Here is a 13,959-nt window from a genome sequence, read left to right on the forward strand (position 1 = left end):
TCGGTGAGGAAGTAGTGGGTGGAGCCAAAGGCGGCGTTGAAGAGGAGTTTGCGGCCGTCGAACTCGTGGAGGGTGAAGCCCTCGGGAGTCCACTGCAGACGGTCCTTGCGAGCGGAGTTGCCGGAGGCGTTGGGGGCGTAGCACCAGAAGGAGGCGCAGGGCGTGTACTGCATGCGCTGGGCATCGAGGTTACGCACCCACCAGGAGCCGGAGGTGGGCTTCAAAACGAAGGCGAAGAAGTTGTGGTACCACTTCAGCGCATTGACGTTGGTGGGGCTGGAGCCGAAGGGCTTGGGCAGGCCAGTCATCTCGTTGGCGTGACTGGAGGCGTAATCCTCGGAGTCATAGGCGCGCAGGAAACCCAGGTCCGCGGAGATGCCGGTGAGGGGAAGGTCCTCGGCGCGGTGGAAGGAACTGCCGTCGGCGAGGTTGATGGGGTCTCCGACCATGATGTCGGAACACTTGCAGGACTTGTCCTTCTTGCAGTCCAGGGACGTGTTGGTGTCGGGGCAGTAGGGAGCGGCGCTCATGCTCGCCGGGACGAAGAGGGCGGCGAGCAGGAGCAGCACGGTGGCGGTCGTGAGCCGATTCATTGCTGGCTCTCCTGGGAGAGGAAGGGGAAGAGGCGGGTGGCGGTCTTTCCGTCGAAACGCCACACAGCGCCGTCATGTTGATAGAGGATTTCGTTCGTGCTCCGGCCGTACTGCGGCCGGGCGAGAGGTCCGGTGCGGTCGAACTTGTGGAGTTGCTTCACTCCGCCGGTACTCACGTCCACCTCCATGAGCGCAAGGGTGTCGCTCCGCATCTCGGCGTACACGCCTCGCTTGCTGTCCGGAGACAGCGAGAGTTGCTCCATACGGAGCCCCGCGGTTCGGATCGCGGTGACCTGACGGCTGCGCGTGTCGAGCACCTTGATGGAGCGTGTGAAGTCACATGGGGTGTGCAGGAAGATGACCTTCCCAGACGTGGCGGGAGCGGGGGCGAAATGGCAGCCCGGCGCATCCGTGAGCCGCTCATAGTTGAGGCCATCGATCCGCACCCGGGTGATTTGCGCGGTGGCCTTCGACGTATGCTGTCCCGGCGGGCCATCCGACTCGGGGTGGTGGGCGAAGTAGACCCATTGTCCATCCGGGCTGAGCGCCGGCTCGCCGTGACGTCCTGTATCCATGCCGATGGAGCGAGGAGCGGTCTTGGCCTTCCAATCCCAGGCGAAGAGCGCGTCGAATGGGTGGTGGGCGTCTTGCGAGGTGAAGACAATCGTTTTTCCGTCTCGCGTCACGGTGAGCGCTGTCGGCTCGAAGCCCGCTGGGAAGACGACGCGCTCGGATTGGAGGCCGGGCATGCGGACCAGTACCCAGTCCCGGCCTTCGCCGAATGCCAGCACCCGCGATTCCCTCCAGGCATCCCCGGCGGAGGCGGGGAGCGCGAGGAGCAGGAGCCACAGCGTGGTCATCCACCTCAGGGCATGGGGCGGCCGCCCGTGAGGACGGGGTGTGTCTGCCATTGAATGTATGGGCATCAGATCAACCAGAGGGCTCAGGGCGAGGGCTCGTCGCCGCGAGGGTTGCCGGGGAGGGACTGGGGAAGCTCGGTGGGGCGGGGACGAGCGGCGCCCTTTCCGCGCTTGGTCACAGCCGAGGGAGCCCAGTCAGAAGGAGGTGTGCAGACGCGCTCGGGGGAGCCGGGGACGAGGGTGACGCACTGCCAGCGAGAAGGGCACTCGGAGGCGTCGGAGCAGAAGTCGGAGCAGACGTAGCCCTCGTGGGAACCGGGGCGATAGTGGAGGCAGAGGCCCGTCTGACACTCGGAGCGGCCGGCGCGGGTACAGTCCTCGCCGAATTGCCTGGTGCGCGCCGCGGCTTGCAGGGGTTGACGCTCGGTGAGCACGTTGCCGGCCCTGCCGCTCGCCGAGTCGTCCGGGGAGGCGGTAGGATTGCACGCCAGCGCCATCAGGAACAAAGCCAGACAGGGCACCAGCGCTCGTAATGAGCACATGATGTGATTTCCTTTCAATGGACGCATGTCAATGTCAAAGGTGTTGCGGTTCCTACCAAGGGCCTCGCTCGCGCGCTGTGAATGGATTCACACAGGAGCGGTGCGCCCTGCTGCTTCGGCGCGGCACCCGGGATGGGCCTGCGTCATTCCCATCCGGAAGCCCGCACCTGGTGAAAATGGTTACGGGCATCTTTATGAGATCCTTGGCTGTGGGGCGGCGGACAGTGCAGTGCGGTGCTTGCACTGTCAAGGCACGTCTGGGTCAAGAACTCGTTTTATTTCCGTAGCCGTTCACGGGTATCGGTCCGGCTCGCCTCGGTCTGGGTAGGTTTGTAGCGGGGCATCAGCAAGCGGCGTACCAGCACGACGAACGGACTGGGCTCGCGGCGCTCGCGGATTCTGTCCCTGAGACGCAGACGGACGGTGTGCTGGAACGCCTCAGCGCTGGTTCGCAGCACGTGGGCTCCCATGAGGGGCGCCTCTGCGCCGGGAGGTTGCGTAGTGCCGTAACGCCGATGCGTGTTGAGGACACGCATCGGCGCGGGGCGCCGCCCTTCGCCAGAGCCCTCGCAATCACTGGTGCGCCTTGCCGCCGCCCGACGCGGTGAACGGTTACTTATTTCCGAGTTCATCTGCTTCAGGCGCTAGCCGGAAGTCCAAGAACATCCTGGCTGGATTTATCCATTGAAATGGAGTGCTCGAGACAAGGGCTCTCCTCGGGCCGCCGGTGCGACGGGTTCAACCCGAGGGGCTCGACACCCTCACCCCGTCCCCCTCCCGGAGGGAGAGGGGTTTCAGGGCACGCAGGCACCCACTCCCGTGGAGCCCAGCAGCGGCTCGCAGTGTCCGCTCGCGCAACCGGGCTCTCCCGATGGAGCGCGGCACAACCGGCGGCACGTCAGGGCCGCTCCGTCTTTCACGCACGCGCTCCCCGGCCGGCAGTCGTTCGAGTACGTGCACGGTGCTCCGTCCTCCGCCGTGCCCGCTGTCGCGCACACCGGTCCGCTCCCCGGCGAGGGGTAGCACCCCCGAGGGCTCGCGCAGCCCTGCGCCAGGGGATCGCACTTCGGACCCGCCTCTCCGCACACCCTCGGCAGCTCGTCCGAGCCCGTGAAGCGCAGCACCTCGATGCAATCGCGCGGTGCCGTGCACTGCTCGCTTCCGTAGCAGAACTTCTGGCACGTGAAGACCGTGCCCCCACCCGGCGCCTTCTGATCCGTGCAGTACAGCCCCGCCTTGCACGTGTCATAGAAGTCGCCCGACGGCGTCGCGGTGCTCGCACAGGCACCGCCCTCGGCCACCGTCCCGTCCGGCACACAGCGGCGGGCCGTCACGTCCCCCTGGCGCACGTAGGTGCACTTGCTGCCCGAGGGGCAATCCTGCGCCACCAGATCACATCCGCCCGGGAAGCAGCGGTTGCCCTGCCCACCCCCTTCCTGCAGGCCCCGCAGGCAGAGCGCGCCCGCGTCACAGCCCCGCTGACGCGCCACGTCGCAACCCGAGACCGTCCCACCCCCATCCGCGTCCGGTGTGCCCCCGCCTCCATCCTCCCCACTGTTGGTCTTCCCGGCGTCACTCCCCGCGTCCCCGGTGGCGCCGGTTCCGGGGCCTCTGCCGTTGCGGCACGCCCCGGCCATCAGTCCCACGACGAGGACACTGCTCAACAGAAGTACATTCGCCCGCATTCCTGGCCCCCTCTGGAGTCACGAACGGGACTAATAAGACGTCCGGGGAGAAACGGGCCCCCCTTGAACAACACCTGGGTGACAGCGGACACTTGCATCTGTCACGAAGTCCTCAAACGGGTGTCTCATCTCGTAGGACTTCCATCCGAAACACGCCCGAGGGAATCAAGTGCGCATGAGCATGAAGACTGCCGATGCCGCGGAGTCGTTGGCGGTGGCACACGCCAACCGCAGAGCCCATGAGAGGGTGACGGCGACGTTCGACGTGCGCTTCCAGGAACCCCAGGACGCGGCGCGCGCCCTGCGTGCGTACTCGCTCAACCTGTCCGCGGGAGGGTTGTGCCTGCGCACGCGCCGCTCGTATGACGTGGGCTCGCGCGTACGCCTTCAGATGACGGTGAGTGGCGAGGACTTCGACCTCGAGGGCATCATCTCGTGGGTACGGGATGACGCCGAGGCCATTGGCGTGCGCTTCGTCGGGGTCAGCGAGGCGGACCAGGGCCGCCTGCAGCGCGTGGTGTCCAGCTTCAAGCGTTGAGGCGGGGGGCTCCCCCCGCCCGGGGTGATGCGCTACTGGCCGTGCTGCTTCTCCAGCTCGGCGTGGCGCATCACCATGTTGTCCACCTGCACGAAGCCGCAGGACGTGTAGAACCCCTTCAGCTCCTCCAGGGCGTAGGCGCTCACCTCGAGCCGCTTCACGCTCAGCGCCCGAGCACCACACCGCTCGAGCACCTGCTGCATGAGGGCCTTGCCCACGCCGCGGCGCCGCCAGGTCTCCGTCACCACCAGCTCGTCCACGGTCGCGATGCGCCCGCGCAGCCTCAACTGTGGCCGGTGCGACAGCGACACCATTCCCACCGGGCGATCCTGCGAGTCCGCCGCCACGAAGATCTCGATCTCCGGATGGCTGATGACCCAGTGGACCGTCTGGGCATCCGAGCCGTGGGCGTAGCCCATCTCGCGCAGGAGCGCGGCTAGGCTCTCGGCGTCACCGCGGCGTGCGCGGCGGATGCGGAAGGGGGGAGCGTCCGGGGCTGGGGTTCTGGTGGGTATGGGTTGCACGGCCCACGCAGTCTACCCATGGGGCGGGCAACCTCGCAAAGGCAGAGGGCGGCTCCGGACTCGCATCCGGGCCGCCCCGCGCTTACATCGGCTCTTGGAGTGTGAGAATCAGGGCTGCTCGGCCGCCAGCGAGCGGATGGCGGCGGTGATGTCACCCAGCTGGGGCACCGAGGCCATCTCCAGCGTGTCCGCCAGGCCGATGCCCGGCAGGAACTTGCCGGCCAGCAGCCGGGGAGGGGCCACCAGCTTGAAGAAGAGCTCCTCCACCGTGCGGCGCACCAGGTGCTCACCGAAGTTGGTCACCTCGGTGTCCTCGTTCACGTACAGCACGCGGCCCGTCTTCTCCACGGAGCCCTTGATGAGCTCCCAGTCGTAGGGCCACAGGCTGCGCATGTCGATGACCTCGGCGTCCACGCCCTCGCTGGCCAGGTCGTCCGCGGCCTTCTTGCACAGCGGCAGCGTGCGCCCGTAGCTCACCACCGTCAGCTGCGAGCCCGGGCGCACCACCTTGCCCTTGCCGATGGGCACCGCGTAGGCCTCGAGCTCCTTCGGCCACTGCGGCTTCCACTGCGAGCGGTCTCCCAGCGGCGCGTCGATCATCTTCGACAGCAGCTTGTCGTCGTCCGGCTCGCCCGGAATGCGATCCTCGCCCTTGATGCGCAAGAGCGCCTTGGGCTCCAGGTACATGACGGGGTTGATCTCCTGGCAGGCGGAGATGAGCAGCCCGTACGCATCCAGCGGGTTGGAGGGGATGACGATCTTCCAGCCCGGGATGTGGGTCGCCGTCGCGTCGAACGAGTGCGAGTGGTAGATGGACCCGCGGATGCCGCTGCCCACCGGGGTGCGCACCACCATGGGCACGTTCCAGTCCCCGTTGGTGCTCCAGCACGTGTTGCCGGCGATCTTCAGCAGATCGATCGTGTTGTAGATGTAGTCGGCGAACTGGATTTCGGCGACGGGCTTCTGGCCGGCCATGGCCAGACCGATGGCCATGCCGATGATGCCGCGCTCGTCCAGGGGCGAGTTCCACGCCGTCTTGAGGCCCTGGGTGGCGGTGAAGACGCCGCCCAGCGGAGCGCCCACGTCCTCGCCGAAGACGTCGGTGACACCGAGGTTCTCCTCGGCGTAGTGCAGGGCCATGCGAATGGCCTGTGCCATGTTGGCCATGGGTTACTTCCTCTCCGCGAAGATGTGGTTCCAGATGGTCTCGGGGGCCGGCAGCGGCTCCTCACGGACCTGACGGGCCATGGCGGCCATGTCCTCGGTGTAGCGGTTGCGCAGGTCGTCCATGTCCTTGCGCGTGAGCACGCCGTTCTTCTCCAGGCGCTCCTCGAAGCGCGCCAGGCAGTCCAGCTCGTTGCCCACGAAGTTGGCGCCGGACGCCGACGAGTGCCCGTACAGGCGCGACACATTCGCCTCCATCAGGAACGGCTTGCGCTCCTTGCGCACGTACTCCATCGCCTCCTTCAGCTCCAGCCAGGCGTTGATGGGATCGTTGCCGTCGATCGTCTTGGAGCGGATGTTGAACGCCTTGCCGCGATCCGCCACGTGCGTCTCGCCGTGCTGCGTCTCCGCCGGCGTGGAGATGCCCCACTTGTTGTTGGTGACGATGATGAGCACGGGCAGCTCGTTGCCCGGGCGCGAGCTCCAGATGAGGCACGAGGCGAAATCGCCCTCGGCCGTGCCCGCGTCACCGCCGGTGACGATGGTGATGCCGTCTCCGCCGTGGCGCTTCTGTGCCATCGCCGTGCCCGGCGCCATCACGTACTGCACCTCGATGGGGGAGGAGACCGGGGCGATGTTCCACTCACGCTTGGAGAAGTGGCCCGCGAAGTTGCGGCCGCCCGAGTACGGATCCGTGGCCGTGTTCTTCATCTGCCGCAGCGCCCCGATGGGCTCCTCGCCCAGCGCCAGCATCGTGGCCGACTGGCGGTAGTGCGCGTGCAGGTAGTCGTAGGCCGGACCCTGGCCCTTCTTCATCAGCAGGCCGAGCGGGACGTTGAAGGCCTCCTCGCCGGGGCCCCCAATCCAGAAGTAGCCGTGGCCCTGCTTGTACATCTGGATGAGGCGCTCTTCGAGGACGCGCGCCTTCACCATCAGGTCGTGCATCCGGACCAGGAGCTCCCGCTCGAGCGGGAGCGCATCTTCTTCGCGGTTGAGGAGGCGGGGTTTTGGCACGCGCGTCTCTCTAGTCAGAGGAAGGGAACGGGGCCCCCTATACCGCAAAGGTGCCCCAGAATCTCAAGCGCCCCACGAGGTACACCCGCCGTCGAACATGCCGCGCTGCGGCGTAGGCGGAGACCCTGTCACGAGGCGTTCACGCTCGGCGTGAGCCGCCCTGGAAGTGAACCCCGGAGGCTGTTGGCAGCAAGCAGTCTTCCTAACGAGAACCCTCGCGCGGTGCCGGGGGTTCCTCGGGGGCTTGCTCCCCCGAAGTGGAGCCGGGCTGGGATTCCACGTCCCGCAGGGGAATCAGGCGCGAGAGCAGTGGTCCTCCGTGCTTGAAGCGCGCGATGCGCTGTGCCGGATAGATGCCCCGGTGGCCCGTGAGCAGATAGGCCGTGACGGTGACGATGACGACGTGGGGCAGGACGCCCGCTCCGAGCAGCTCCACGGCCATGATGGACAAGGCCAGGGGTGTATTGGCGGCGGCGCCGAAGAGCGCGGCGAGCCCCACGCCCGCGGCCAGCTCCAACGGCAGGCCGAGCACCCGCGCCAGCACGTTGCCGAGCGCCGCTCCCACGAAGAAGAGCGGCGTCACTTCACCTCCGAGGAAGCCCGCGCCCAGGGTGACGGCGGTGAAGAGCAGCTTGAGGGCGAAGGCCTCGGGCGGAAGGGTGGGGTCCACGAAGGCGCGCTCGATGGTGGGCACGCCCAGGCCGAGGTAGTCGCTCGTGCCCACCAGCTTCCACAGGACCACGATGACGGCGCCTCCGAGCGCCATGCGCAGGGGGAGGGACGGGATGCGTTTTTCCGACTGCTTCTTGAGGAAGTGGACCAGCTCCACGAACACCACGGCCACCACCGCCACCGCGATGCCGAAGACGAGCCACTTGCCGAGCACCCCCGGCGTGAGGGGCAGCGCCGCGGGCGTGGGGTACACCGTGTGGTGGATGCCGAGCGAGCGCGTGACGAGGTCTCCCACCACCGCGGCCACCAGCGCGGGCGCGAGCGCCTCGTAGCCCATGCGCCCCACACAGACGACCTCGAGCCCGAAGACGGTGCCCGCGATGGGCGTGCCGAAGACGGAGCCGAAGCCCCCGGCGATGCCCGCGGCGAGCAACTCACGCCGCGTGGCGGGCGAGACACGGAAGCGGTGCGCCACGGCATCCGCGAGGCTGGCCCCCATCTGCACGGCGGTGCCCTCGCGCCCGGCGCTGCCTCCGAAGAGATGGGTGAGCACCGTCCCCAGCAGCACCATGGGCGCCATGCGCAGGGGGATCTGCTTGTCGCCCTCGTGCACCGTATCGATGATGAGGTTGTTGCCGCCCCGGATGGGGGTGCCCCACCTTCCATAGAGGGCGCCGATGACGAGGCCCGCCAGGGGCAGGGTGTAGACGAGGACCTCGTGGGTGATCCGGAACCGCGTCGCCAGATCCAGCAGGTAGAGGAACACCGCCGACGCCACGCCGCACACGGCGCCCACCACGGAGCCAAGGGCCAGCCACTGCCCGAAAGAACGTGCACGCTTGTCCAGGGTCACTGTCCGTCCTGTTTGGAGGCCGCAGGAGTGCCTCTTGAAGACTCCACTGTCAGCAAAATCCCATTCAATACGGATGGATGCACGGACCCCCCTCCTGGTGGGGGTACTCGCATAACTGGAAAACTGAGATAAAGTCCCGGCCTCTCATATTCCGAACACCCGTCGCGCCCCCCACGCGCCGAACAGAGTCCCGCCTTGTCCAACGCCCCTCTGCCGTCCCAACCCCCGCCTGACGGGTCGTTCGAGCAGCAAGAGCCTACCTTTACCGCCACCCGCGTGGCGGGCCATACCTCGACGGCGATCTCCCCGCTCTACCCGGAGATGACGGGCACCATCGTCGCCCCGATGGAGGCCGGGGAGCTCCCCGATGTGGCCGCCATCCGCGGTCTGCGGTTGGATCAGCTCCTCTTCGTCACCACCGGTGTGCTGGTCGGCATCATCGTGGGCCTGCTCGCCTCCGTGGCCTGGATGTCCACCAAGGCCCAGTTCGAGGAGACCTCGGGGCGCTTCACCGAGCAGGTCCAGAAGCAGGCCACGGAGCTGGGCCAGACGCTCAGCCACACCCTGTCGCTCACCTCGGCCACCTCGCTGCGCGACAACAACTACGCCTTCCTCAGTGAGGTGGCGCGCTCCATCATCGCCGACAACCCCAACATCCTCCGCGTGCAGATCTATGACGCGGACAGCCAGCTCGCGGCGGACTCGTCGCCGGACGCGAAGCTCGGCACCCCCACCGAGCGCAAGCCGGAGCGCCGCTGGGTGAGCGCCCTGTACCAGGGCAAACCCATCATCGAGTACCAGGAGCCCATCGACTACGGCTCCCAGAGCGGCAAGGGCGTGGTCGTCATCAGCTACTCGCTGGAGTCCCTGCAGAAGCAGCTCCACGCGTTGGAGGCCTCCAAGCAGGAGTCGCTGCGCCGCAACGCCACCACCATGGCGGGCCTGGGCGTGGGCTTCCTCTTGGTGGCCGGCATCCTGGTCGCCATCCAGAGCCGCCGCATCACCCGGCCGCTCGGCGTGCTCACCGGCAAGGTGATGCAACTGGCCGCCGGAGACCTGGGTGCGCGCACCGAGGAGGTGCGGGGCGCCGGGCGCGAGGTGACCACGCTCGGGGTGGTGTTCAACCACATGGCCGAGCGCATCAACGTGCTCCTCGAGGACGTGCGCGCCAAGGCCCAGCTCGAGCGCGACGTGTCGCTCGCGCGCACCGTGCAGGAGACGCTGCTGCCCGGCCGCGAGGGCTTCCAGGCGGGCCCGCTGCGCATCGCCGGCCTCGTCGTCACCGCGGATGCGTGCGGTGGTGACTGGTGGACGCGCGCCGCCCTGGACGAGCGGCGCGTGGTGATCGGCATCGGTGACGTCACCGGTCACGGCCTCGCGACCGCCCTGGTGGCCACCAGTGCCACCAGCGGCTTCGCCGCCGCCATGACCATGCGCCCGCCCGCGGAGATCTCCGCCCAGCTCCTCATCTCCTCGCTCAACGTCACCATGGCCAACGTGGGCAAGGGCGAGCACCAGATGTCGAGCGCGCTGGCCGTCATCGACCTGCAGACGGGTGTCATCGACTACGCGAGCGGTGCCCACCCCAGCCCCGTCGTCTACAACCGCCTCTCCCGCCAGGTGGCCTCGCTGCCGGCGCGCGGTGCGCTGCTGGGCGCCTCCGCCAGCTCCCAGTACGCCTCGCGTCAGGCGCAACTGCGGCCCGGCGACGTCATCGTCTGGTACACGGACGGCCTCACCGAGTCCCGTGACGCCAGCCAGAAGCAGTACGGCACCCAGCGGCTGGCCAGTACCCTCGCGGCCAACGCCCACCTGTCCGCCGAGGCCCTGCGCGATGCCATCCTGGCCGATGCGCGTGCCTTCAGCGCAGGCCTCCCGGCCCACGACGACATCACCGTGGTCGTCGCCGAGTTCAGCCCCGCCTCCCCATGAGTCGCATGAGACGCCTCCCCCGTCCCTCCGTCCGCCGCCTCGTCGCGGCACTCGCCCTTGCCCATTCGCTCGCAGGTACAGGCGCGCTCGCCCAGTACCGTCCACCCCCCATGTCCGAGTCCCAGCGGCTCGTCCGGGAAGGTGAGTCGGCCCAGGTGGACGCGAGCACCGCCGCCACCTCCGGTGACAAGAAGCGCGCCGAGGCCAAGTACCGCAAGGCCCTCGAGCTCTTCGAGAAAGCGCTTGCCGCCGAGCCCACCTCCGTGCCGGCCGCCGCGGGCCTCGGCGCCGTGGGGCTCGCGCTCCAGGACTACGCCCGCGTCGCCGAGCGCGTGGCCCCGGTGTACGCCGCCAACCACGACTCGCTCGATCTGGCCTATCCGCTCGGTATCTCGCTCTTCAAGCTCAAGCGCTACGAGGAGGCGGTGCCCGTGCTGCAGCAGGTGACCGTGGCCAACCAGCCCGAGCACCTGCTCGTCCACTACTACCTGGGCAGCTACTACGCCCTCATCGCCCAGGACGGCGAGGCGACCGTGGCGGAGCTGCAGGCCTACCTGGCCCAGCGCCCCGACAAGATCGCCGCCAACGACTACCAGATTCACGAGCTGCTCGGCCGCGGCCACCTGCTGAGGAACGACCCCGCCGCCGCGCGCCTGTCCTTCGAGCGCGCCCAGGTGGGCCGGGCCGAGTCCGTCTCCATCCAGATGGGCCTGGGCGCGGTGCTCGAGATGGAAGGGAAGATTGCCGAGGCCATGGCGCTGCTCGAGGGCCTCACCGTGCGCTTCCCGCAGGTGCCCGAGGCCAAGGAGCGTCTGGGACGGTTGCTGCTGGCCTCCAACGAGCTGCCGCGTGCCGAGGTGCAGGCACTGGCCCTGGTGAAGCTGGGGAGCACGCCTCCGGCGCACATGCTGCTCGGTGACGTGCGCATGGCCCAGGCCCGGCCCGCCGAGGCGGAGACCGAGTTCCGCAAGGCGCTGGACCAGGCCCCGGGCGACGTGGCCGCGCAGATCTCCGTGGGTATGGCGCTGCAGAATCAGGGCCGCAACGAGGAGGCCATCTCCTTCCTGGAGGGCGCCGTGCAGTCAGGCGCCGACAGCCTGGAGCTGTGGTCCACGCTCGGCAGCGTCAACCGCCGCGCCGGCCGCTACGCCCGCGCTGTGGAGGTGCACCGCCGCGTGGTGGAGATGGCCCCCAAGCAGGCGCTCGGCCATGTGCTGCTGGGCGCGGACCACTTCGCCACCGGCCAGTGGGACCTGACCATCGACGACTACACCAACGCGCTCAAGATTGAGCCGGAGCACGCCGACGCGAAGAAGTGGCTGGGCCGCGCGCTGGCCCACCGCGCCCGGGACCGGGCCGGCAACGGGCGCGTGGACGATGCCGTGCGCGACCTGCGCCGCGCCTTCGACCTGGAGCGCTCCTCCGCCATGGCTCGCCGGCTGGGCGCCGCGCTGCTGCAACAGGGCTCCTACGCCGAGGCCCGCAAGGTGATGGAGCAGGGCGTGCAGATGCCCGAGGCCGCCTGGCGCGAGCATCTGCTGCTCGGCTACGCGCGGCTGGGCTCGGGCGCTCCCAAGGATGCGCTCGCCTCCTTCGAGAAGGCCGGACAGATGGCTCCGGATGTGGCTTCGCTCGCGGACGTGTCCGCCGGCTCGGCCCTCGCGGAGATGGAGCTCGGGCAGGTAGATGCCGCCCTCAAGCGGCTGGCCGAGCCCGGCACCTCCAAGCGCGCCATCGAGGTGACGCGCGCCAACCTCTCGCGTGCCCACCTGCGCCGCGCCTTCGCCCGGCTCGAGGCCGGTGACGGCGCGGGCGCCCGCCAGGACGTGGAGTCCGCCGAGCGCGCGGGCGTGGGGGGCAACTCGTCCGACCTGGGCCGTCTGGCCGCCTTCACCAAGGCGCTCTCCCAGACGGAGGAGGGCCGCTTCGCGGATGCGAGCGCGGGCTTCAAGCGCTCGCTCACCCCGACGCCCGCGTGGGCCCGGCCCAACACCCGCCAGCTCGTCGACGCCTTCGTCCTCTACCGCCGCGATCAACTCCCGCAGGCGCGCAAGGCCCTGGCAGCCGCCACCAAGCGCCCCATCCCCGAGCAGGCGCAGTGGACGTCCACCTTCACCAGTTCCCTCTACCGCCGCGAGGCCGAGCGCGCCTATGCGTCCGGCAACATGAAGGCCGCGGAGAAGGCCTTCAAGTCCGCGCTGGCCCTCGCTCCCGAGAGCGCCGCCCTTCAGCACAACCTCGCCTGCGTGGCCTACCGCGGCAAGAAGCCCGCGGACGCCGTGGCCGTCTGGAAGAAGCTGGAGGGCGCCGTACCCCAGGCCACACTCAATCTCGGCATCGATGCCCAGGAGCGCCGTCGCGAGATGGGCGAGGCCGTGGACTCCTACCGCCGCTACCTCGCCTCCGGCGGGCCTCGCGCCGCCGCCGTGCGTGAGTGGAAGGAGCGGCTGCAGATGATCTACGGCCTGTCCGATCCGGCCAACACCGCTCCGACCTCCAACCCCGAGCCCTCCAGCGTCACCGCTTCGGAGACCACTCCATGATTGCCCCCCGCTCGCTCCTTCTGGGCCTCGCGCTGTTGTTCGCGTGGGTGCCCGCCGCTGGCGCGGCCGCCAAGAAGGCCACCCTGGGCGTCTTCCTGCCCACCACCCTCACCGACGGCCAACAGCGCTTCCAGTACGCCGAGGCGCTCGCCGCGAAGCTGACCGAGGCCACCGGCCGCGCCACGGCGGCCAAGAGCTTCGCCCGCTACGAGGACTTCTCGAAGGCCGTCGCCGAGGGAATCATCGACTTCGCCGTCGTGGACTCCTGGGCCGCGGTGCAGCTCGGCGCCAAGGCCACTCCGGTGGCGCTCGCCCCGCTGTCCGGTGAGACGTCCCAGCGCTGGGCCATCGTCTCCACCGCGAAGGGCTCCGTGAAGGACCTGGCCGGCAAGCGGCTCGCCATCGTCAAGGGCGCGGGCGCGGCGGATCCCAAGTTCGTCACCAACGTGGTGCTGGCCGGCGACCTGGATGCGAAGAAGCACTTCAAGCTGACGACGGTGCCCAACGTGGAGTCCGCCCTCAAGATGCTGGAGGCCAAGGGCGCCGAGGCCGCGCTGGTGCCCCTGTCGCACGTGCCCGAAGGGGTTCGGGTGCTCTTCCGCAGCAGCAAGGTGCCGGGCGCCGTCCTCGTGGGCATGCGCGGCGACGCGGACGACCTGACGGAGAACCTGCAGAAGCTCCAGCCGGTGGCCCCCTTCGGCGCCTTCGTCGCCGTGCAGGGCAAGGAGCTGGAGGACTTCCGCAAGCTGCTCCAGAGCGGTCCTCCCCGCCGTCAGCCCGTGCTGGTGGATGCACCCGCACTGCGTGTGGAGACCAAGGCCCTCATGGAGCCCTCCGCCCTCCAGCCCGTGTTGCCTTCCTTCGCCGACGCCCTGGAGGTGTCCGCGGAGCAGCCGGATGACTGACCCAGGGGGGGCGACTTTTACCTCCTTACAAAGTTAGAGTTGCTACACTTCAACAACCCAGGGCGTTCGGGGACAGCCGTCGCAATGACGGCCTGGGGAGCGCGCCGGTCAGTACGACCAAGGACGTGTCCTCG

12 protein-coding genes are annotated in these 13,959 nt (G+C 68.8%); 4 read left to right on the top strand and 8 right to left on the bottom strand.

The features are described from left to right. The 4 genes from DAT35_RS00005 to DAT35_RS00025 form a co-directional block, all read right to left on the bottom strand. Positions 1-593: hypothetical protein (locus tag DAT35_RS00005; RefSeq protein WP_146209519.1), on the bottom strand; the 593-nt coding region annotated here is incomplete at its 3' end. Continuing rightward, positions 590-1,453, bottom strand: coding sequence for a PD40 domain-containing protein (locus DAT35_RS00010; RefSeq protein WP_158501493.1), 864 nt, complete (start codon positions 1,451-1,453; stop codon positions 590-592). The genes DAT35_RS00005 and DAT35_RS00010, both read right to left, overlap by 4 nt. Before the next feature lie 83 nt (positions 1,454-1,536). Beyond that, positions 1,537-1,995, bottom strand: coding sequence for a hypothetical protein (locus DAT35_RS00015; protein WP_146209520.1), 459 nt, complete (start codon positions 1,993-1,995; stop codon positions 1,537-1,539). A 794-nt stretch (positions 1,996-2,789) separates the two neighbouring features. Then, positions 2,790-3,680 carry a hypothetical protein gene (locus DAT35_RS00025; RefSeq protein ID WP_146209521.1) on the bottom strand — a complete coding sequence of 297 codons (891 nt, stop codon included), beginning with the start codon at positions 3,678-3,680 and terminating at the stop codon, positions 2,790-2,792. Positions 3,681-3,855: 175 nt separating this feature from the next. On the opposite strand from DAT35_RS00025, the gene DAT35_RS00030 reads away from it, so the two are divergent. Continuing rightward, positions 3,856-4,218 (top strand): TIGR02266 family protein, encoded by a 363-nt coding sequence (locus DAT35_RS00030; RefSeq protein ID WP_108065580.1) that lies wholly within the window; start codon positions 3,856-3,858, stop codon positions 4,216-4,218. 32 nt (positions 4,219-4,250) lie between these two features. Here the strand turns inward: DAT35_RS00030 and DAT35_RS00035 are convergent, their stop codons facing one another. The 4 genes from DAT35_RS00035 to DAT35_RS00050 form a co-directional block, all read right to left on the bottom strand. Next, a complete protein-coding gene (locus tag DAT35_RS00035; RefSeq protein ID WP_108064805.1) occupies positions 4,251-4,742 on the bottom strand; it encodes a GNAT family N-acetyltransferase in 492 nt (163 codons plus the stop codon). 108 nt (positions 4,743-4,850) lie between these two features. Then, complete coding sequence (locus DAT35_RS00040) at positions 4,851-5,909, bottom strand: alpha-ketoacid dehydrogenase subunit beta (RefSeq protein ID WP_108064806.1); 1,059 nt, start codon at positions 5,907-5,909, stop codon at positions 4,851-4,853. Between the two features lie 3 nt (positions 5,910-5,912). After that, the gene (locus DAT35_RS00045) at positions 5,913-6,920 is read right to left on the bottom strand and encodes a thiamine pyrophosphate-dependent dehydrogenase E1 component subunit alpha (protein ID WP_108064807.1); all 1,008 of its coding nucleotides are present in this window, start codon (positions 6,918-6,920) and stop codon (positions 5,913-5,915) included. A gap of 202 nt (positions 6,921-7,122) precedes the next feature. Continuing rightward, positions 7,123-8,445: a chloride channel protein gene (locus DAT35_RS00050; protein ID WP_108064808.1), complete on the bottom strand. Its 1,323-nt coding sequence runs from the start codon at positions 8,443-8,445 to the stop codon at positions 7,123-7,125. Between the two features lie 321 nt (positions 8,446-8,766). Between DAT35_RS00050 and DAT35_RS00055 the strand changes: the two genes are divergently transcribed. The 3 genes from DAT35_RS00055 to DAT35_RS00065 are packed head-to-tail and all read left to right on the top strand — an operon-like array spanning position 8,767 to position 13,825. After that, positions 8,767-10,377, top strand: a complete 1,611-nt coding sequence (locus tag DAT35_RS00055; RefSeq protein ID WP_108065581.1) for a SpoIIE family protein phosphatase — start codon at positions 8,767-8,769, stop codon at positions 10,375-10,377. A gap of 5 nt (positions 10,378-10,382) precedes the next feature. Further along, positions 10,383-12,920: a tetratricopeptide repeat protein gene (locus tag DAT35_RS00060; RefSeq protein ID WP_108064809.1), complete on the top strand. Its 2,538-nt coding sequence runs from the start codon at positions 10,383-10,385 to the stop codon at positions 12,918-12,920. Next, entirely contained in the window at positions 12,917-13,825 is a 909-nt protein-coding gene (locus DAT35_RS00065) for a PhnD/SsuA/transferrin family substrate-binding protein (RefSeq protein WP_108064810.1), read from the top strand. Before DAT35_RS00060 ends, DAT35_RS00065 begins: the two co-directional genes overlap by 4 nt. Positions 13,826-13,959 lie beyond the last annotated feature (134 nt).

Origin of the sequence: Vitiosangium sp. GDMCC 1.1324 (assembly GCF_003044305.1) — a bacterium.
Lineage (GTDB): Bacteria > Myxococcota > Myxococcia > Myxococcales > Myxococcaceae > Archangium.